The sequence below is a fragment of the Siminovitchia terrae genome, assembly GCF_003605405.2.
Taxonomy (GTDB): Bacteria; Bacillota; Bacilli; order Bacillales; family Bacillaceae_C; genus Siminovitchia; species Siminovitchia terrae.
In genome coordinates this window covers 126,120-146,522 of record NZ_QYTW02000006.1, presented here as the reverse complement: position 1 = coordinate 146,522, position 20,403 = coordinate 126,120, and the positions used below count along the sequence as shown (strand labels likewise).

22 protein-coding genes are annotated in these 20,403 nt (G+C 37.0%); 20 read left to right on the top strand and 2 right to left on the bottom strand.

The annotated features are described in order from the left end of the window. Positions 1–282 precede the first annotated feature (282 nt). From D5F11_RS08795 to D5F11_RS08730, 14 genes are all read left to right on the top strand, one after another. The gene (locus tag D5F11_RS08795; RefSeq protein ID WP_120117213.1) at positions 283–612 is read left to right on the top strand and encodes a hypothetical protein; all 330 of its coding nucleotides are present in this window, start codon (positions 283–285) and stop codon (positions 610–612) included. 99 nt (positions 613–711) lie between these two features. Then, positions 712–1,059, top strand: coding sequence for a hypothetical protein (locus D5F11_RS08790; protein ID WP_120117214.1), 348 nt, complete (start codon positions 712–714; stop codon positions 1,057–1,059). Between the two features lie 111 nt (positions 1,060–1,170). Further along, positions 1,171–2,370 (top strand): helix-turn-helix domain-containing protein, encoded by a 1,200-nt coding sequence (locus D5F11_RS08785; RefSeq protein WP_120117215.1) that lies wholly within the window; start codon positions 1,171–1,173, stop codon positions 2,368–2,370. 18 nt (positions 2,371–2,388) lie between these two features. Next, positions 2,389–3,267, top strand: a complete 879-nt coding sequence (locus tag D5F11_RS08780) for a hypothetical protein (RefSeq protein ID WP_120117216.1) — start codon at positions 2,389–2,391, stop codon at positions 3,265–3,267. A 16-nt stretch (positions 3,268–3,283) separates the two neighbouring features. Next, on the top strand, positions 3,284–3,817 hold the full coding sequence (locus D5F11_RS08775; protein WP_120117217.1) for a hypothetical protein: 534 nt from the start codon (positions 3,284–3,286) through the stop codon (positions 3,815–3,817). A 91-nt stretch (positions 3,818–3,908) separates the two neighbouring features. Continuing rightward, the gene (locus D5F11_RS08770) at positions 3,909–4,244 is read left to right on the top strand and encodes a hypothetical protein (RefSeq protein ID WP_120117218.1); all 336 of its coding nucleotides are present in this window, start codon (positions 3,909–3,911) and stop codon (positions 4,242–4,244) included. Between the two features lie 91 nt (positions 4,245–4,335). Continuing rightward, positions 4,336–5,247 carry a hypothetical protein gene (locus D5F11_RS08765; RefSeq protein ID WP_120117219.1) on the top strand — a complete coding sequence of 304 codons (912 nt, stop codon included), beginning with the start codon at positions 4,336–4,338 and terminating at the stop codon, positions 5,245–5,247. Positions 5,248–5,513: 266 nt separating this feature from the next. Further along, the gene (locus tag D5F11_RS08760; RefSeq protein ID WP_245998156.1) at positions 5,514–6,956 is read left to right on the top strand and encodes a DNA cytosine methyltransferase; all 1,443 of its coding nucleotides are present in this window, start codon (positions 5,514–5,516) and stop codon (positions 6,954–6,956) included. 313 nt (positions 6,957–7,269) lie between these two features. Next, positions 7,270–7,656 (top strand): hypothetical protein, encoded by a 387-nt coding sequence (locus tag D5F11_RS08755; RefSeq protein ID WP_120117222.1) that lies wholly within the window; start codon positions 7,270–7,272, stop codon positions 7,654–7,656. 215 nt (positions 7,657–7,871) lie between these two features. After that, a complete protein-coding gene (locus tag D5F11_RS08750; protein ID WP_120117223.1) occupies positions 7,872–8,390 on the top strand; it encodes an NUDIX hydrolase in 519 nt (172 codons plus the stop codon). A 20-nt stretch (positions 8,391–8,410) separates the two neighbouring features. Beyond that, positions 8,411–9,508, top strand: coding sequence for a class II aldolase/adducin family protein (locus tag D5F11_RS08745; protein ID WP_120117224.1), 1,098 nt, complete (start codon positions 8,411–8,413; stop codon positions 9,506–9,508). Positions 9,509–9,636: 128 nt separating this feature from the next. Further along, positions 9,637–10,065: an ASCH/PUA domain-containing protein gene (locus tag D5F11_RS08740; protein ID WP_318282546.1), complete on the top strand. Its 429-nt coding sequence runs from the start codon at positions 9,637–9,639 to the stop codon at positions 10,063–10,065. Between the two features lie 131 nt (positions 10,066–10,196). Further along, positions 10,197–10,919 carry a hypothetical protein gene (locus D5F11_RS08735; RefSeq protein ID WP_120117225.1) on the top strand — a complete coding sequence of 241 codons (723 nt, stop codon included), beginning with the start codon at positions 10,197–10,199 and terminating at the stop codon, positions 10,917–10,919. Between the two features lie 104 nt (positions 10,920–11,023). Next, positions 11,024–11,587: a hypothetical protein gene (locus D5F11_RS08730; RefSeq protein ID WP_120117226.1), complete on the top strand. Its 564-nt coding sequence runs from the start codon at positions 11,024–11,026 to the stop codon at positions 11,585–11,587. A gap of 92 nt (positions 11,588–11,679) precedes the next feature. Here D5F11_RS08730 and D5F11_RS08725 read toward each other — a convergent pair whose 3' ends face one another. Then, positions 11,680–11,991 carry a hypothetical protein gene (locus tag D5F11_RS08725; RefSeq protein ID WP_120117227.1) on the bottom strand — a complete coding sequence of 104 codons (312 nt, stop codon included), beginning with the start codon at positions 11,989–11,991 and terminating at the stop codon, positions 11,680–11,682. 196 nt (positions 11,992–12,187) lie between these two features. Between D5F11_RS08725 and D5F11_RS08720 the strand changes: the two genes are divergently transcribed. From D5F11_RS08720 to D5F11_RS08695, 6 genes are all read left to right on the top strand, one after another. Next, positions 12,188–13,090, top strand: coding sequence for a tyrosine-type recombinase/integrase (locus D5F11_RS08720; RefSeq protein WP_245998153.1), 903 nt, complete (start codon positions 12,188–12,190; stop codon positions 13,088–13,090). Positions 13,091–13,159: 69 nt separating this feature from the next. Continuing rightward, complete coding sequence (locus tag D5F11_RS08715; protein WP_185830591.1) at positions 13,160–14,968, top strand: site-specific DNA-methyltransferase; 1,809 nt, start codon at positions 13,160–13,162, stop codon at positions 14,966–14,968. A gap of 4 nt (positions 14,969–14,972) precedes the next feature. Continuing rightward, positions 14,973–17,165, top strand: coding sequence for a DEAD/DEAH box helicase (locus D5F11_RS08710; RefSeq protein ID WP_120117229.1), 2,193 nt, complete (start codon positions 14,973–14,975; stop codon positions 17,163–17,165). Between the two features lie 205 nt (positions 17,166–17,370). Then, complete coding sequence (locus D5F11_RS08705) at positions 17,371–18,552, top strand: nucleotidyltransferase domain-containing protein (protein ID WP_120117230.1); 1,182 nt, start codon at positions 17,371–17,373, stop codon at positions 18,550–18,552. Next, the gene (locus D5F11_RS08700; protein ID WP_126646536.1) at positions 18,500–19,252 is read left to right on the top strand and encodes a hypothetical protein; all 753 of its coding nucleotides are present in this window, start codon (positions 18,500–18,502) and stop codon (positions 19,250–19,252) included. The genes D5F11_RS08705 and D5F11_RS08700 overlap by 53 nt, the downstream gene beginning before the upstream one ends. A gap of 34 nt (positions 19,253–19,286) precedes the next feature. Further along, entirely contained in the window at positions 19,287–20,084 is a 798-nt protein-coding gene (locus D5F11_RS08695) for a hypothetical protein (RefSeq protein WP_120117232.1), read from the top strand. Positions 20,085–20,148: 64 nt separating this feature from the next. Here D5F11_RS08695 and D5F11_RS08690 read toward each other — a convergent pair whose 3' ends face one another. Then, a complete protein-coding gene (locus tag D5F11_RS08690; protein WP_120117233.1) occupies positions 20,149–20,355 on the bottom strand; it encodes a hypothetical protein in 207 nt (68 codons plus the stop codon). Positions 20,356–20,403 lie beyond the last annotated feature (48 nt).

Sequence of the window (20,403 nt, the reverse complement as noted above, 5' to 3'; positions counted from 1 at the left end):
TTTTTGAGTCGCCTTTCTATCCTCATTATTTTTTATGAGTTTATGGCGGAAGCTGTCAGATCCGTGCGTTGCATGGAAGATTCGGCACAAATTGAAACGCCTTTGGATTCTTTATTTAGAAACGCTAGGCAGACTATTTAAGTCAAAAATTGCAATTGCATATTAATTACGTTTGGTATTTACGCCTATGTGCGTTAAATATATTTAAAAGCTGATTGGTTCCTTTGGGATAATCGGCTTTTTTGTTGTTTAAAAGTACTTATAGAAAAGGAGTTGGTTTTCATGCTGCGGCAGGAAACAGTAAGTAAACAAGAAACGGTAAATAAAAAAGGAGAGTGTGCTACTATGAAAGTTTTTCAGCATGTTTCTTTGGAGGAACTTAAAGCAAATGGGCTTCCGACATTCAATCTGGGCGAACACTATGTCTTCCGGCCAGACACGAAGCAGAACGAGACAATTGTTATTGATCTCGGGAACGGGAAGTATATGACCGTTTGTATCATGCCTGGGGCAGATAACATTGATGTTAAGTTTCACGGAAAGCATAAATGTGTGATACATGAAATGCCAAATAATGAGTCTGGAATCCATGCGTTTTATGATTGGAAATAACAACAGATTGTTTTCTTAAAAAGATCAGTTTCAGCGGGTATCACCGTTGTTCTGGTCTTTTTCTTTTTAAAATTTATCTGAAAAAGGAGATTGGTTTAAATGAGTTCAAAAAAAGAGTTCTATCTTTTGGTTGAAGCGGTGAGAGGTTCGGAAGGCAAGCGGTTCTTGGAGGTCAATACAAAAATCGTTTTGTTTGAAGGCGGAGGAATGGAAGAGAAATTGTCGTTCTTCTATAACGCCATTGATTGTCGCACATTCGACATCATTCAATACAACCCGGTTCTTGACCTTGTCGTAGACGATGAAGGCTTATTCGTGAGCGGTAACCCCGTATTTGAATTTAAAAACGGCATTCAAATAGTCGGTTCTTTCCTTGTCGGTCGTCAAGTCATGACAAAGGAAGGGCTTGAGACTGTCGGTTTCCCAAGCGAAAAAGGCTTTGTATGAACAACTCCGAAAAGATCAACTTGTGTTCAAGGTGATCGGTGTTACATCATAAAGTTTCTCTTTAGTGGCTCTTGTATCTGTGCAGCAGGATATACGAAAGGGGCATATAAAATGGGCAGCAATAAAGGATACGATTTAGTTGGAAAAACATTCGAACGACTAACTGTTCTAAAAGATACGGGTAAAAGACATCCAAAGCAAGGAAAAGTATGGCTTTGCCGCTGTAAGTGTACAAGCCTCACGGAAGCAACAACAACCCATTTGAAATGGGGGAATAAAAAAAGTTGCGGATGCTTGGCAAAAGAAACCGTACGAAAGAATGCTATGAAAAGAAGGGCTATTCGAAAGGAAAAGAAACCTGTTTTTAAAGTTTCTAAACCTAAAAGAGGACAGGCTAAACAAAAACAGATTTCGGATCAAGCTACTTTTGTTATCCCGGATGAATTGAGGGATGTTCCTTATCAAATGGTCGAAGATGGTCTGTTTCAGGTTTTCGAGAATGGAAGAATCTTTCGTCATACACCACGTCAGAGTTCTGAATGTATAGTACATGATTCGAACGGATACAAAGTGGTTTCAGCGAGTGTAGATGGTACACAAAAGCATTTTTATGTTCATCGTTTATTAGCACAAGCTTTTATCCCGAACCCTGAACAAAAACCAGTTGTTTCATTCAAAGACGAAAATAGGGGAAACATTTCACTCGATAACCTCATCTGGGAAACTCATGAGGAACGTGCTATAAAAATGTACAAAACAGGAAAGTTTGATCCTCGAAGACACTTGGAAACCTGCAAACAATGTGGCAGTGGAACTCGTAACAAAAGCGGTATATGTAGTAAATGTGAATACGATAACCTTTCGAAGGAAAAACGCAAAGAACGGATTTCTGAAAGGATTTCCAGCTATTCCGACATTCCGATTGACCTTTGCACACCAAGTCAGCAAAGAGTCATCCTCCTATTACGGGAAGGATTGAACGGGGCAGAAGTCGCAAAAAAGTTAGGCGTATCAAGGCAAGCTGTAGATAGTGCCGTTAAAACCGCGAGAAGAAGAGTTCAACGCCTTTCCCGATTGGAAATAGAAAAAAAGGATCGTAAGAAAAATTTAAATCAAAAACCAGATGATATGAGCAAAATAAAATGGTTACGGAAGTTAAACGGTTTAACGCAACAGGATATGGCGGAATTGCTTGATATAACATCCTCTTCCTATTCTCAAAAGGAACGAGAAATTACACCGTTCTCCGTATCCGAAGCGATAATACTTGCTGACTTTTTCGATGAGACAGTCGAGAGTTTATTTAACTAAAATTTGGAGGGGTTTAACTTGAAATCTATAATTAGTTATCCAGAACGTGGACATTGGGGCAATTCTGCCTATCGGGGGAATTGTAGTGGTCACGTTATTAAAGATTTGTTGCAACAATTCTTTCCTAACACAATACCAAAAAGGTTCGTAGAAGTCTTTTCAGGCGGGGGAACAGGGCAGGACGTTGCAAAGGAATTAGGCATAACGAATAGTGTTCATTTGGATTTGAATACAGGATGGAATGCTTTGAAAGATGAGATTCCATTTGGTTCGGATTTTGTCTTTTCACATCCACCGTATTGGAGCATCATACAATATGAATTTCAACGGGGTTCCTATGATCCTGACGATCTATCAAACGTCATGAGTTATGAGGAATTTATTGAGAAATTGGACAAGGTGAATGCTAAAATCTATCAATCCTTGATGAATGGAGGTCGCCATGCTTTTTTGGTCGGGGATGTCCGGCGAAAAGGGCGTTACTACTCCATCATTAAGGATATGACATGGTTCGGTAGTTTGGAGTCGCATATCATCAAGGCACAACACAATTGCCTATCAGATTCCAAGCAATATGCCAATAACAACTTTGTACCAATCGTCCATGAGCACCTTCTTGTTTTCAAGAAAAACCATGTATGGATGGTACAAATGAAAAACACTGTCACCAAAACATTCGACTTACGACAGTTCAATAACATTACATGGCGTGATTTGGTACAAGGAGCTGTGGAATGGTTGGGCGGTCAAGCGAAGTTGGAGCAGATTTACAAAGTGATTGAGGGTAGCAAGAAAACTGTAAAGAACAAGCACTGGAAGGAAAAAATCCGTCAGACATTGCAGATGCATGATGATTTCGTTTCTATCGAGCGTGGTGTTTGGGGATTGAATTATTGAAAAGGAGAGATTTATTATGAAAAAACATACACTCGAAAATGAACATATTAAAAGTGTTTTATTTGTTATTCAGATGTTACAAGAAAAGAAAATGTTCCGAAAGGATGTTGTTTGGTCGGACGAAATAAATAATTTGATAGTTTGTATGGGATTGGCTGATTTATGGCGAAATCAGAAAGGCATTCTTAATGAAGAAGAAAAAAACGATATTGAAATTTTTGCGGAACGGTTTTTGTTGGATCGTTATGGTCATGATTTATATTTTTGGCTTGCAGAAAATGAGGATGAAGAAGTTCAAGTCAAAATCAGCAAAATTCGAAGTGTGTGCGATTCGACGAATTTCATTTTGATCCGTTCTGACTTAAATGATAAACAAAATGAAATGGAAATTGAAGTAGTCATTTTGGTAGATGAGGATAAAAATAAACCGGATCGAATTATGTATAGGGTCTTGTTTAATAACATTCTTCAAGGTTCCTACGATAATCTTAACGATGCTTATAATCTTTATCGTAAAAAAATCCGTGAGTTAAGCGGAATTAAAGAGTGATAAATAAAAAGGATTGTTGCAAAGATTGTTCTGTGCTGCGGTCTTTTTTTCTAGTTAAACAAACTAGTATAAAAAAATGAGGTGCTGCGAAGTGGATCAATTACAGTTTTTTTCCGATGAAGAGTTTATGACCAAAGAAGAATTGGAAATAAAAAGTGCCAAAAAGTATGTTGCCCGTACCATCTATAGATCATCCGGTCGGAAGGGGTTTATAAACACACATCTATCCGATGGAGATATGGAAGGAGCATATAAGGAATTCGATGAAGCGTTCAGGACTTTCGGTTTTTTACATCCCAAAAGTTACAGTTTCACGTCCTATCGTAACATTGGCAACATCCGGTATTATTCAGATGGTGTCCAGATGGAGATACAAGCCAACAGCAAAGAACTCTTTGAGATTTTGCTTGAATGCTTAAAGGAATAATAAAAACAATAAAAGGTTTCGTATAAAAAAGGACGTTTTTTAAAAAAGCGTCCTTTTTCTCTTAAAAATAAAAATAAAGGATGTGTTTCAAGTGGAAATGACGTTGTTTGATTTTGACTTCACGGAAGAAGCCAAGACGGACGAAGAGTTGGAAAAATCCTTCCGTGAGTTACAAGAATGGCATAAGGAAAGAAAACTTCCTTATAACCTTCGAATTAAAGATGTACCCATCCATTTACGGATGGATATAGAACGATTTAAAGAAAAGGGATGGATTGTATTTAATCCCCATTACAATGAATCTACTTTTGAAATAGCGGAAGAAAAACTCTTACATTATACCGTGGAAGAATTGGTTAGTGAGTATCGTAAGAATATGGAATCACTTCTGCAACGGGAAGACGTGTGTTGGTACAATTCTATCCTTAATTTACGGAATTTTCATGGTCCGATTCGATATAAAGACAAGGAAACAAAAGATGAATATTATCGTCAAAAGAATCGGATTACAAAGGAAGCAGCATTGCGTTTAGGGTTAGAACATTTTAGGAACGTTCCTTCTTCCAGAGGAAGTAAAATGCGGTCTCTTGATTCAAAGTGGCAGCGAGAACACGTTATCCCTTTGATTGCTAAGCATGTCATCCCGATGACGGATATGGATGAAATCGAAGAGTTTTTCCGTTCCCATGAGTTCTTCTGTGGAAGATGGGATTGGAATTCGAAAGGTGTGCCGCCACGTGTTGATATTAAAGGCTTTACGCCATCCGAATTTGATTTAGCTTGCTTATGCCAAGCTACAGATGAAAAAACAGTAAAAGAGATATTTGATTACATGGGATGTTCAATGGGTTCAGGTGTAAGGGAAGGAAAAACGCTACTTTTTCCGGAAGGGTGGTCGATGGAAAAGTATGAAGAATCTCTAACCGATGAAGATAGAGAGTTATTAAAAGCTGATCAAGAACGATTAGAACGTCTGCATGGTAGAAAAATTGAATGCTTTTAATAAAAAAGGATGCCTTTATAGGTGTCCTTTCTCTGTTCTTAAAAATAAAAAGATAGAAGGGTTTTGATTACATGTTCAATTTTGTAAAAAACAAAATAGCAAAAAGAAGCAAAACAAGGGGTGGCATTACATTTTCGGACAAAGAGCTTTTTGAAGTAAGCGCCAAATTCAAATATGTAGTCGATTCGAAAAACAACAAAGTGATCCTACTTCAGACGGAAAAAGCTAACGGTGAACCTTTGGATTGGAAGTCCAAAGCAAAGAAGTTGAAATTAGACTTAGAAAATTCACTGATCCGTTCAGGTACGGTATCCCGAAAAGGAAAAAATCAAATACCACTAGTTGATATACGGAATCAAATTGCTAATGGTGTATTCGGTGATGCTGATTATCTTCAAGTTAATATCTATGAAGATACTGTAATCGTAGAAGGCTTTGAAACCCAAAATGATAAATTACCAGAGGAAAAAAGTTCCGGGAAAGCTAAAAAACAAAACAGGATTCGTTCGAATGGCAGAACAAAAAAGGCTAGTGTATTCGACATTTCGCAATTTGCTAAAACGAAAAAGAAATTTGAAGTTTCGTTTTCAAAAGAAGAATTGCGCCAAGTAGCAGGTCAATCCCATTCTTTTCATATAGAATCGATCCTTTCATACAGTGAAGGTGTATTTGAAGAAATCAAAGAGTCTTTGGAGAATGTCTATATCCCTCTACAAGTTGCAAGTTTTTTCAGTGGAGCAGGATTAATGGATCAAGGGTTTAGAGAAGCAGGATTCGACATCGTGTTTGCACTTGAAAAAGATGAACAAGCAGCAGAAACGTATCGACATAATAACGGAGATTGCATAGTTGTTGATGATATTCAACGCTTTGATTTTTCTTTGATGAAAGATGCACCGGTTATTGTAGGCGGCCCTCCTTGCCAAGGGTTCTCTGCCGCTAATCGAAAAACGAATTTCTTAGATAATCCGAATAATGCTCTTGTGAAAAGATATGTTCAAGCTATAAAGGAAAGTTCGAAATGCAAAGTCTTTGTATTGGAAAACGTTCCTCAAATTCTTACGGCAGGAGAGGGAAAATTTAAAGACGAAATCATTCAGACATTAAGTGATTTTGACATCACATACGGAGTGTTAAATTCAGCGGATTATGGTTGTCCCCAAGAACGCTCACGAGCGATTTTTATTGGTTCGAAGATCGGTCGAATTGAATTGCCAAAACCAATTTATCAACCTCATGAATATGTAACGGTTGGTCAGGCATTTATGGGATTACATGAGAACATACCAAACCAAACTGATTATTCGAAGCCTAATCCAGATACAGAAAAAAGAATGCGATACATTGGTCAAGGCGAAAATTGGAAATCAATACCGGATAATCTTAAAACTCCAAAAATGCTAAAGGGAAACACGCATAGTTCAATTTATAGAAGGTTGGAAGAAGATAAGCCGAGTATTACGATCACAAATGTTCGTAAAAGCAATATCTTGCATCCTACCGAAAACAGAGTGTTATCAATACGTGAATGTGCAAGGCTATTTGGTTTGAGAGACAGTTTTGAGTTTGTAGGTAATCTGTCATCAAAACAACAACAAATAGCGAATGGCGTACCTGTACAGTTAGCAAAAGCTGTGGGGAATGTGATTAAGAAAGCCATTTCCATGTTCAATGTTAGAAATAAAACAGAATCGTTTGTACTGGTTTAAAGAAAGGGTGATTCTATGGGAAATAACTATTGTTTCCTGGAATTGAACTTGATTTCTACCGATTGGGGCGAAGCCAATCTGAATCCAATGGTTCGCTGCTATGGTCTAAAGAAGGATAGAAAAGCGAAATGCAAAAGCTGTTTGTTCTATACGAAGGATACCTGTAAGTTTGGGTATCCTTCTGAACATTCAGGGGAGTATAGGGCTTGCTTACGATATAAAAATAAAGCACGGAAGGATGAACTTTTAAATGATCGAATTTGATTATTCAGCTCATAAAGAACACGCCTACTAATTTATTAAAAAAATTGCGTTGAACAGGAGGAATAATTTTCATGTTATTCAATTTGCTTACGATGAATATGAGGATTGGAAAGAGGATATTAGCGTCAACCATATAAGTTGGCTTGACTATTATTATTTAAAGGAAGCCTTCCAGCATATTTCTTCTGAAGAAATGGAATGGAATGAAGTGATTTCGATTACTTTTGATGTATACTCACCATCTGACATTTCATCTTTTCGTTTAGAAATGGTGGAAGTGGCGGGAGCGGAGATTAGCGGAACTCATTCGGTAAAGGTTAATCACTATCGTAGTGACTGTGATACCTATGGACCTTATTATTATTCTGCTTATTTTCTCTATCAACCAGATATTCAAAAGTACATTGTGATCGAGGAAAAGAATTATGCTTGTTAATCTTTACTTTTAATATAGGGTAATGAAAGGCATACCACGTACACGCCTTATAAAATTGAGATACGCCATTCATATCGAGTGGCGTGTTCTTCTATGTTCATTGTTCATATGAAACAAACTGATTTTCGCAACGTCCTGTAAGGTAAGAAGGAATATTTCAATTCACAAAAATCGAAAGTTGCTTGTACAAAAAACACATGAGGAAGTTGATAAAAATGAAGAGGGATCGTTTATTGTATGATGGTTATTTGAAAATCGAAGAAACAAAAGATGTCATCAAAGGAAAAGTAGTCAAAAGGGAACGGTTGATTGCTGCGGATGCAGTGGCGGCCATCCTGATAGACGAGAGCGGTAGGTTCGGGTTGGTGAAGCAATATCGTCCGACTGTTGACCGATACACCTATGAATTGGTTGCTGGAACGTGCGACAAAGAGATGAGCGATGCAGACATTCTATTAGAGGAAATATATGAGGAATGTGAAATCAGCCCCGAAGATGTCTTGGAATTAAAATCAATACATCAATATTATGTGATGATCGGCATTTCGAATACAAAACTGAATTTGTTTGCTGCGTCTGTTCGAAACCAAACAGACAAACAAGTTTCAGATGCCGATGTCGAAGAGGTCATATGGGTGACGATGGGTGAGTTTGCCCGCATGGTTGAGCAAGGGGATATTCAAGATTCGAAAACCCTTCTTGGCTATTACTACGCTTTAGCGATGGGTCTATAAAATAAAGGGAGGAAAATAAAATGAAAATCTATTTGGTGGGTGGAACATTTGATGAAAAAAGAGGGAAGGCTTCCGGTTTAATTGCGAAAATCTATTGGGCGTTGAAAGAACAGGCGCAGGTGGCAGATGTTCAATTGTATAATGGTGGACACATTGAAACATTGCGGAAACTACATGACGAAAATCTTATGGAAGATGCCGATGCTATCATGTGGTTTGCAAATGTTCCGAATGAATTTGAGAAGTACCGGGACATCAAGAAGCATTATCCGAGAAAACTGTTAGTCACTTCCAAACGAAATCATGATGAGTACAAATTCAATTATCTTGTCAATCATGCGTTGGGTCTGAAAGCTAATCTTGTAATTGAATTTTCAAGAGGGGAAGAAGGCAGATTTCAGACTCGATTGTTTGATCCATTAGGTGCTGTTTGGGTAGATCGGACATATGATATTCAAGTGTTAGTAGAGGGCTTGGTTGAGCGTTTAGCCTATCTCAAAACAGTGAAGCGAATCGGTACTCGTTACAAGGAAGGGGTTATTGCCATTCCGAATGAAAGTGAGTTTGTTAGCCTTGTAAAACAATTGTCAGATAGATTCCATGATTTAATCCATCCAGCAGAAGGAGTTACCCGTTTCTTAGGAAATGCTTCATTCCGATGCAGGCATGGTTTTCCGAGTTTCCGCCACGGAGATAAAATCTTTGTTTCCAGAAGAAATATCGATAAGCGAAACCTGGGATTGGATGGTTTTGTTCCCGTTCAAAAAGGAAAAGACGGTAAAATCTACTACTATGGTGAGTATAAACCGAGTGTGGATACGCCTATTCAATTAGCGTTATATGAGAGTTACCAGAACGTGAACTATATGGTTCATTCTCATGTCTATATCGAGGATGCGCCATTTACAGAAGTGGCAGTTCCGTGCGGGGGTTTACAGGAAGTAAAAGAAATTCAGAAGATATTCCCAGATCGAACAACCACAAACGTTGCCATCAATCTGATTGGTCACGGAAGTTTGATTCTTGCGAATTCAGTGCAAGACATTGAAGGATTTTTGGACCGTTATATTTCAAGACCCATTCCAGAAGTAATGAATTCAATGGTTATGAAGTGCTGAAATGATAGATAGTAACTCTATAAGTATAAGTGAGCACGTCGCTGAATCTGGTGACGTGTTTTTTTCTTTTGGGAACCTCATGAATTCCAGTACGTTCCTATATATAACAATTTAAAAGGAGTGGAATTATGAAGGGAAATATTGATTATATCGGTTATGAAGAAGCAATGGAAGCTGTAAAAGAGGGGAAAATTGTGTTTTTCTATTATCGGGGAATGTCGGTCGAAATCAAACCAAATTGTGATTTAGAATATTTGAGAGGTAAATTGATGGCGCATCTATCGTTGACTATTAATGATGTGATCAAAGGAAAATATTCTGCACACCTACTTCATGAATTGAAAATTCTTCCTGGATACTTTGAAGAGGTTGAAAAAGGAATCAAAACATTCGAAATCCGTAAGAATGATCGAGATTATCAAGTCAGTGATTTCTTGCTACTGAAAGAGTTTGATCCAAAAACAAAAACTTATACAGGGAAAGAAATCAGAAAAAGAATCAGTTATATGACGGACTTTAATCAAAAGGAAAATTATGTTGTGATGGCAATTGTATAAATGAAATGTTGAACACGTCACTCATTTTAGGGTGGCGTGTTTTTTTATTTCTGGAACTTTTCAATTTAATATTCGTCCTATGAAGCAAAAGAACGGAAATATTATTTTGTCTTGCTACAGGGGGATGTGAGATGAATGAACAGATTATGAAGCAAGAAAAAGCAAAAAGGATACAGTTATTACATGAACTTGATATTTTAAAAAGCCAGCTGTGTGAATCTTGTAAAAAACCTAGCTCATCAGCAAGAAGCAAACATGAAACTTGTTGCGCAGCGTCCGTTCGCATGAGGGAGATAGGAGAAGAACTATTGAAACTAAGTAAGAATCGGAGATATAAAAAAGAAAAAACAAAGGAAGTGAAAAGCTTGTCTACCAAGAAACACTCAATTGAAATTACCGAAGATGCTGTCAATCAAATGAGGGAAAAAGGGATGACGTATACTGCTATTGCAAATCACTTCGGTGTAAGTCTTCAGACGCTTACAAATCGTCGTCAAAATTGGGAGTTAGCAAGAGTAAGAGGAAACCGCGATCAGATGAATCCGCAGAAAGGAAATTCAAATGCAAGTCCAAAAAATGATGTTTCCAAGCCAATTCACTCTGAACAAACAGCTACTTATACAGAAGAAATTTCCAACCTTAAATCAGCAATCATCAATAAAGATAGTGTTATCAGGGAGCAAAAAGCATTGATTGATCAACTTACAGCGACCGTAAACGAATTAGAATCCTATGTTGTTGAGTTGGAAAGTGATCAGGAAGCGATGTCAGAAGAAAGAAGAATGCTGGCTATTTTACTTCATCGGGAAGCCAAAAGGATGAGTAGTCTAGTTGAGAAGGAGTTGACTCACTAATGGTGTTTACACGACGCACTAATGATGTCGTGTTTTCGAAGGAACCTCTTTAAGATTGTATCGTCCTATCCTAATAAGCAATCATAATATCAAGGGGGATTAATATGGTACTTATAACTTTTTTAATCGTATTTGTTTTTTTATGTGTGGCAGTTCTTTATCTTCTCTTAATTCTATCCTATAATGACTTTGATTTTGATCGTATGTATAACGAATACCGAAGGACAAAAAAATGCAAAAAGTTATTAGGAAAAAGTTATGTAGAGATTTTAGACCTGATGAATTCATACGCTCATAAATTTCAATACTATAGTGATATTAAATTAATCAACGATAACGGAAAGAAAATCGATACTATTATAAACCTATTTGAAAAAGATATGGATGTATTTCATCCATTGATGGATAAATACGAACATACCTTTAGAACACTTTGTGACGTATTGCAACAAGCAGAGAAAAAAGAACTCATCTTTCACGAAATCATTCATTTGGAGATAAAAGAGCTTCTTCAGGAAGCGTTTATTGATTTTATGAAAATGGATGCTCTGCTTGAACAAAATAAAAAACTGGAAGAAAACATGGAAATAGAAATATTAACTAAATCACTGAAAGAGGAAACAAAGATGCTTAAAGATATGAAAAAGTTTAAAGAAGGAAAACTCTAATTGCGCTTTGCTGACAATAAATAAAGGAGAAACAACAGAAGATTAGCAAAAGAAATCGCCAAGCCTATTTGGATGGCGATTTTTTATTGTTTTTAACTTTTCCTTCGTGCTGGCCGTGTCCTTTTTAAATAAAGAGATCTAACCTGTTTATGTAACTCGTCTTCCTTCTGCGGCGTAGTCATTAGGAATTCTTTCACAAGATCAGGAGTTAACGGTTCAGCATCTGCATGAATGCCCCGTCTGTTAAGGTTATCAGCTACCTTTTGTAAATTCCCCTGCAACGCATATTCGAATACAACATATTGTGTCAGGGTCTTGGGTTGGTAATGTTCAATTAGGTTGATATAGTCTTGTAATTTATCTCTATCTTTTTCCGCTTGTGCAAGTGTACGAAAAGTCCTCATTGTCATACCCCCTTGTAATAATTGACATTCAATTCAAACAATACTCTAAATTGCAGAAGTAATCAAATGAAACCTGTTTTGAAAAGTGTGATAACTAATTAATTATAGGTTACGATATTGCTCTGTTATCGTAACCTATATGATAAAATGGAGAATGAGAGAAAAGAACATAAATATTTTGAAAAGGAGTGGTTCAGTGATAAAAAACGGCAATGTCGTCTTTACGAGAGATTTTGAGAATCGGAAACGTCATGCTGAACAAGAACAAAAATTAAAAGAAGTTGAAAAAAGGATTCCACCGGGCTATCGAAGTGAAATCCGTATGTACCAAAAATACTGTAAAGAAACTAGACAATTAGAAACAATTGAATCGTTAATGGATTTTTTGTTTGTGTCGATCACCGAAGAAGCTGTGAAAAAGAACACGTGGGAAAAACGGGTGGTCGCCCTACGAAAATACTTTAGCGTTACATACGATATCTCGTTCGATGAAGAAATAAGAAAAACGGTCGCTAACATCCGTAAATTGTATCAAGAAGACGACCGGAAACGGTTAAAGAAGGAAACAGGGAAGCTGCCAGTTGATTTAGACGAACTGCTAAATATCATCGACATATTGGATACAAGAGCAAAGGCGATTTGCCTTGTCAATCTGGATACCGCCAACCGTCCAAATGAAATGGTTAACTTAAAAATACAGGACTTTCAATTGGATGGCCGCATCGTGAACGTCTTTTTACAGAAACAAGATAAATGGCATAATAAGCGACTGCAACCGGGAACGGTACGAGCTGTTCAAGAATACATCAAAGAGTATGGCTTGCAGCCCCAGGATTACTTTATTGGAAGGCGAAGCAAAGGTGGAAATTTTGAAGGGGTCAAGATATCAGAAACTGCTTATCGTAAACAGTTGAAAAAATGGACGGGCTATACGCCCTATAATTTTCGTAAAACGATGGTTGCCTTTATGCACTCCGCGGGGGCTGACCTGTCTACCATTGCTAAACAGACTGGACACCGTTCGCTTGAAACCTTGGATAAACATTATCTTAACGTAGCGGATGCTACAGTCGATAAATTTATGGATTATAAAAAGTGACTATATAATAGAAGGAACTCGAATTTTCGGGCCATATATAATAGTAGAAAGTCAAAGAGAGGTAGCTGTATGAGCACAAATTTATCAAAACAAAAAAGGGAAGATTTTTTACAAAAGATTACTCAAATCAAGTCTTTTGTCGAAAATCATTCCACTGATGACGAGACAAGAAAGTTATTACGTTATATCGGAGAGTTAGAGAAGGATCTATATGGAAAGAAATTCGGGCTGGTGTTTGAAGAGCATAAGGAAACAATTGATGACATATTGGAGAAAAACACGCCCGTCTTGAAAGAAGATACAGAGTTATTGATTAAGAACCAGGGAAACATGAATTTTTTGCTTGAAGGAGATAATCTTGCGGCTTTAGAATTGCTGACAAAAACACACAGAGAAAAGATTGATTTGATATATATTGATCCTCCCTACAATACGGGAAACAAGGATTTTGTATATGATGATACATTTGTCGATTTGGAAGATGGCTTCCGGCATAGTAAATGGCTGTCATTTATGGAACGTCGTTTGAAGTTGGCAAGCAAACTACTGACAGCAAAAGGTATCCTTGCGATTAGTATTGGTTATCAAGAGGTTCATAATCTGGTCTTGCTATGCGAAGAATTATTCCTAAATCGACAAGTTGTGTGCATTACTGTTCAAACGTCTGGTGGAAAACCTTCCGGTGGATTTGATTATTTACATGAATATGTAGTTTTCGTTACTCCCCATGATTTCAAGCCAAACAGAATGACTTTTGTAGGCGGAGTTACAAGAAGCCCGTTTGAAGGTTTGACGTTAAGTACGTTTGACAAAACGCAACGACCAAACCAAACATATCCAATCTTCATTGATAAGAAAACGCATCATATAGTAGGAACCGGACCTTCTTTAGCGGATCGGGTCAAAGACGGAACCTATACAGGAGAATTGTCGGACTTTGTTTTCGATTATGACGAAGCACCAGAAGGAACGGTAGCGGTATTTCCAGTTAGCAGCAGGAGGGCAGATTGCGTTTGGCGTTTAATTGCAACTCGTTTAATGAGTGATTGGGAAAAAGGCTATATCAAGGTGAGCGAAAACAGAGTGAAAAACCATCCAAATAAATTCAGCATTCAATATCTCCCATCAGGTGTGATAAAGAAGATTGAAGATGGCACGTTGGAAGTGAAGGGAAGTGAAAAAGACGCTCCTACCTTGGTTTTTGGAGAAAATACGACGGTGGGTTCGGAAATTCCTACTATCTGGACGGAAAAGGCGTTCTATACCACAAAAGGCACATCTGCGTTGAAAAAGATATTCGATACCAAAAAATTCCCCTATCCGAAACCGATAGACTTAATTTCGGAAATCATAAGAGCGACCACGGATTCCGATAGCATTGTTTTGGACTTTTTCGCAGGGTCCGGCACAACGGGACATGCGGTGATGAAACTGAATCAAGAAGAAGGCGAAAACAGGAAATTTATTCTTTGCACCAATAATCAAAACAAAATCTGTCGTGACGTTACATACGAGCGGATCAAGCGGGTTATAGAATTGGATAATTATGAGGAAAGCCTGAAATACTTTAAAGTCGATTTCATACCTATTGAAAACCGATTCTATTACGAATATGCGGATGACCTGCTTTGCCATGTAAGAGAGTTGGTAGAGTTGGAGAATGCGATTGATTTCTCTGAAACGGAAGAAATTACAATCGTGTTGACAGATGAAGAGTTAGAAGAGTTTGTACAGAACACAAAGGACAATCCTGTTTGTAAAACCGTCTATCTTGGTCATGATGTGCTGTTAAGCGGAGAGCAGCAAGAGTTATTCAAAAAGCATAGCATTCAAGTAAATGTAATACCAGATTACTATTATAACGAGTTGAGGGGTTAATGATATGATACAGTTGGCTGATTTTCAGTTGCAGACAATCGGGAAACTAATCGAAAGCATGGAGGATGATAAGCGGGAGGTTATTCTCAAAAGCCCTACTGGATCGGGAAAGACCATCATCCTCACTCATTTCATAGACGAGTATGGAAAAGGGCAGTTTGATAATGTCTTTGTTTGGCTAACACCCGGCAAGGGTGATTTAGAAGAGCAAAGTAAGGAAAAGATGGACAGGTATATTCATAACAGTCAGACGAAACTATTACCGGACGTGATGGCCGAAGGCTTTAAGGAAAACGATGCTTGCTTTATCAATTGGGAGAAATTGACCAAAAAGGGTAACAACGCATTAAAAGAAAGCGAGAAAACTAATTTTCAAGAGCATATCACCCAAGCACATAATAACGGTTTATCATTCATCATCATTGTGGATGAATCCCATCAGAACGATACCGTAAAGGCGGATGACATCATTCAGTTGTTCAAACCGAAAAAGATAATACGCACTTCTGCAACGCCTAAGAAATTGGTGAATGCCACATTGATTGAAGTTGATGAAGTGGATGTGATTGCAGAAGGGCTTATAAAAAAAATGTTAATTATAAATGAGGATTTCGGTCGTTCTATCACGGTAGATAATCAGGTAGGCTACTTGTTAGATAAAGCATTAGAAAAACAGGCAGAACTCAAAAAGGTTTATAAGGAACACGATTCGATCACGAACCCTTTAATTATCATCCAATTGCCGAATAATAGCGATGTCTTGCAGAACGAAGTGGAACTCTATTTGGCGAGTAAAGATGTGACGTATGAAAACGGGCTACTTGCTGTTTGGCTGAATAATAAGAAACAGAACCTAGAAGAAATAGAAAATCTTGATGCAAAGCCAATCGCTGTGATTATTAAACAAGCGGTCGCTACGGGGTGGGATTGTCCAAGAGCCCAAATACTTGTCAAACTGCGTGAAAATACAAGCGAGACATTTGAAATCCAGACAATAGGACGTATCAGACGGATGCCCGAAGCCAAACATTACGAAAATGATCTGTTGGATTCCTGCTATCTGTACACGTTCGATGAAAAATTCACCGAAGGGGTTAAGCTACACCTACGAAAAGGGGCATTGGATGCGGTAAAGTTATTTTTGAAGCAGAAACACAGGAATGTGACTTTGATCAGTGAACAAAAATCGTCATTATCCATATCAAAAGATGCGATACAAGCATTAAAATCACTGTTGGGATTCTATCAAATGGAATACGGAGTCACTACCAAAACTGGAGAAAACAAAACACGTTTAGAAGCAAAAGGGTATATATTCTCGGAGGAAATTGTAAAGAAAATCTATACGGGTGAAGTTCGCACATTGACTTCCGATGAATTTAAGAACCTTCAAAGTGTTCAGTTGGTCGAACCCTTGAATACCCATAAACATGGGCGTGAATATCACAATAGGATAAGTGCTTTAGGGTTGAGCCTGAATTTACAATATGAACAAATGAACACGATCATCCGACGTTTGTTCGATAAAAATGTGCGATACGATCAAAAGATTCTGCGTCTCCAAACAAGAGAAGTATACGCCTTCGTCATTAACAACTTCTACAAACTAAAAGAAGATATTCAGTCAGCCATGTCAAGCATGGACATCCAAGAGACGCTTTCACTCAACGGGATAATCGAAACGCCATTTCATTTGCCGAAAGAGTACCTGTTCACATATGACGGGGAGAATAGAGTCCAGAGAGAATACGATAGGAATGTTTATTCTGGCTATCTATCATCAGCAGAAGTTCGATCCGATTCCGAAAAATCCTTCGAGAAATATTGCGAGGAAGCAGAAAGTATAGAGTGGTTATACAAAAACGGAGATAAAGGCAGTGAGTATTTTTCAATTGTCTACCAAGATAATTTCGGCAAACAAAAGTCCTTTTACCCGGATTATGTTCTGTCGAAAGACGGCGAAATTTGGATTATAGAAACCAAGGGCGGGTTCAGCAGGACAGGAGAAAGTGAGGACATTGACAAATTTTCTCCAAAGAAGTTTGAGGTTCTAAAGAGGTATCTGAACAAACATAATCTCAAAGGTGGTTTTGTCCGTAAAGATAAGAGCAATAATGAGTTGTTCATTTGTATGGATGAATACAATGACGACATTAAAGGTTCGAGTTGGATTTTACTAAGTGAGGTACTATCGTAACACTTAATACTGCTGGACTTATGCAAAAGTATCCAAATGAAAACCGCCTGAAAATAATCGGGCGGTTTTTTATATTTACAGATTTATATTAAGTGGTATTTTTTATGGGCAAAACCAACTATATATTGTGGGGACTTATATTCTGTGATACTATATATGGTATAATAAAATGGTAACATTAACCAATATGAAGGGGGAAATGTAAATGTCGATAGTAGCGGACAGAAAAAGTGTGTTGGAAGAAATGATTGAACAACTAGATTTGCCCGATTATGTTATAGAAAAAACAGTTAATAGATATAAGTCGTTGGGAGATTGGTTCGGTCGAGAAAAAAGTTCTCTTAAAGACGTCGATATAGATATATTTCCACAAGGCTCATTTGCATTAGGTACTACAATTAAACCTATAACCGATAAAGAAGAATATGATTTAGACATGGGTTGTAAGATTAACGTTCCGAATTTTAAATCACTATATACACAAAAACAATTAAAAGAAATGGTTGGTGTTGAACTTGAAAGTTATCGAGTTGCAAAAGGAATTCAGCAAAAGTTAGAAGAAAAACATCGCTGTTGGAGATTGGAGTATATGGATGATATTAAATTCCATTTAGACATAGTTCCTTGCATTCCATTAAATAGCGATAAGCAGGCGGACTACAAACAAAAGTTGCATGATGCCTATAATTATAATGAGTTATTAAATACTTCCATGGTTGATGCTGCTATCAACATTACTGATGATCGTCTTGAAAATTACACTATCATATCAGAAGACTGGAATATTAGTAACCCAGAGGGATATATAAAATGGTTTGAAAGCCGGATGACAACAGGTGAATATGGAATATACAATCGTTCCTCAATAGCTCCCGTTCCTACGTATAGTCGAAAAACTATACTTCAAAGATGTATTCAATTGTTAAAAAGACATCGGGACAATATGTTTGGAGAGAATGATAGTAAGCCAATTTCTATTATTATAACAACATTGGCAGCAAGGGCTTATAATGGGGAATTAAATCTCGAAACCGCCATGTTAAATCTCTTGGAAAATATGCCGAGATATATTAACTCAAGTTTCCCAAGAGTTCCTAATCCCGTAAACCCCAATGAGGATTTTACAGATCGTTGGGAAACGCCAGAAGGCAAAGAATTAGATTTAGAAGGCAATTTCAAAAACTGGTTGTTGCAAGCAAAAGTTGATTTTAACAACCTATTGAAAACAACAGATTATGAAGTAGCAAGTGTAATTTTGGATAAAAAGTTCTCTTTGAAAATAGATCAAAGTTTATTAAACAAGAAATACAAATCAAACAATGACAAGCAGCGGGTTGCAACAAGTTTACCTAAAAATCCACCAAAGCCTTGGGGTGATACATATTAAGATTAAAGAATTAGAAGAGTTCTTAGAAAATAACCCTCAAATGTCATTGGCTCCTTCAAATCCCAACGAATATGTTGTGAATGGTATTTTATCATTAGATATTAAGAATGACACTTATGGGAATATAAAGGACAAGTTCTTAATAAGAATTGTCATTCCAAAGAGTTTTCCAAAAGAAATACCTACTGTCTATGAAGTAGGAAACAGATTTCCCAAAACTTTGGATTTCCATACTTTTTCCGATTCATCCCTTTGTTTAGGATCACCATTGAGTTTAAGAAAACAAATTAAGGATAACCCCACGTTGGATGGATTTATTTGCTCATGTGTCATTCCATATTTTTATGCAATCGCACTTAAACTTCAAGGCAAAGGGAGCTTTGTATTTGGCGAGTTATATCACGGGGTAGAAGGACTAATTCAAGATTACTTGGAGGTTTTTGATCTCAAATATATTAATCAAGTCATTGAGTTACTAGATATATTAAGCCAAAAACCAAACAGGGGAAATAAAAAGAAATGTCCATGTGGTTGTAACCGCATAGTAGCAAAATGTTCATTGCATAAAAAAATTGTTGAATATAGAGATGTTATGACAAGGAAGGAATATGCAACTGATAAAGAAATTTTTACTCTTATTTATGATAAGTGGAAAGAGAATCAAATGAAGAAGCGGAGAAAATTAATACCTCGTGTATAATGAATAAAATATTTCAGGTAAGGGAGTATGGATAGTGAATAAGGTTCTGTTTCAATGTTTTTTAATTTTGTCGCCGGCAATTGTAGGAATCTTTTATCCACTTCAGGAGATAGCGTATGCTGTTTTTTCTCTCTGGGGTGCGGATGTATCAAAGTTTGATGAATCGATAAAAAGCATCATTAAAAATGAAACAGTTATTTCCATTGTATGTGGTGCGATTTTATCCATAATTATTTATATCTTGATAAGAAGAATTAATAAAAATAAAGTGTTTAACACAGGAGATAAGTATAATGATCATCCATTATGGGTCTATTGGCTAGCTAGCAAAATACTTGGTTATGGAAAAGTTAGTTTAGTCAGAGTGCCAATATATCTACAATACAAATTGCTTTTGAATGATATATTTCCAGAGTCTATCGTAGATAGTGCGGTCAAGGAAGTAGACCAATCGGTTGTTGTCACCGAAAGAAATATGGAATATCCCTCCAATGAATTGAATTTGGTGTTGATTGATACCTATGAAATCGCAAATAGTCAGATTCCATTAAATAAATATCATCTGCCTACACTTTCTATAAGAAGCGGGAATGAGACTGACAACAATCGCTCGCTTAATCCCGAATTCATAAAAGAGATAAGAAAAAAGACTAATGACCACAGTAAGAGCTATAAGCAATTAAATGTTTTTTCTACCACAAATACTAATCACAACCAATTAATCGTATATAAGTGTTTCAAGAATGGCAATAGAACAGGATTTAAAAGCATTTTTGTTTACCAAGCTTCCAGAGGAAATTTTGTGTTTAATAGAGGATATAAGGTTTTGTAATATCAGGAATAATTACTATGAAAATAAAAACTAGAGTAGGAGGAACTGGCATTTAAGCAATGTATTAACACGGCTGTTTGCGATAAGCGGTTTCAGAAATTTTCACACCATCAAATTTCCCATCTTTCCTTCGCTTTCCTGCAAAATAATCTTGGGGCTGCAACCTATATTCTTTGATATATTTTTGTACTGCCTTTATAGTTCCTGGTTGCAGTCGTTTATTGTGCCATTTGTCTTTTTTAAGATGAACACTTACCATACGACCGTCCAACTGGAAATCCTGTACTTTAAATATTCTAACGGGTTCGGTACACTGAAA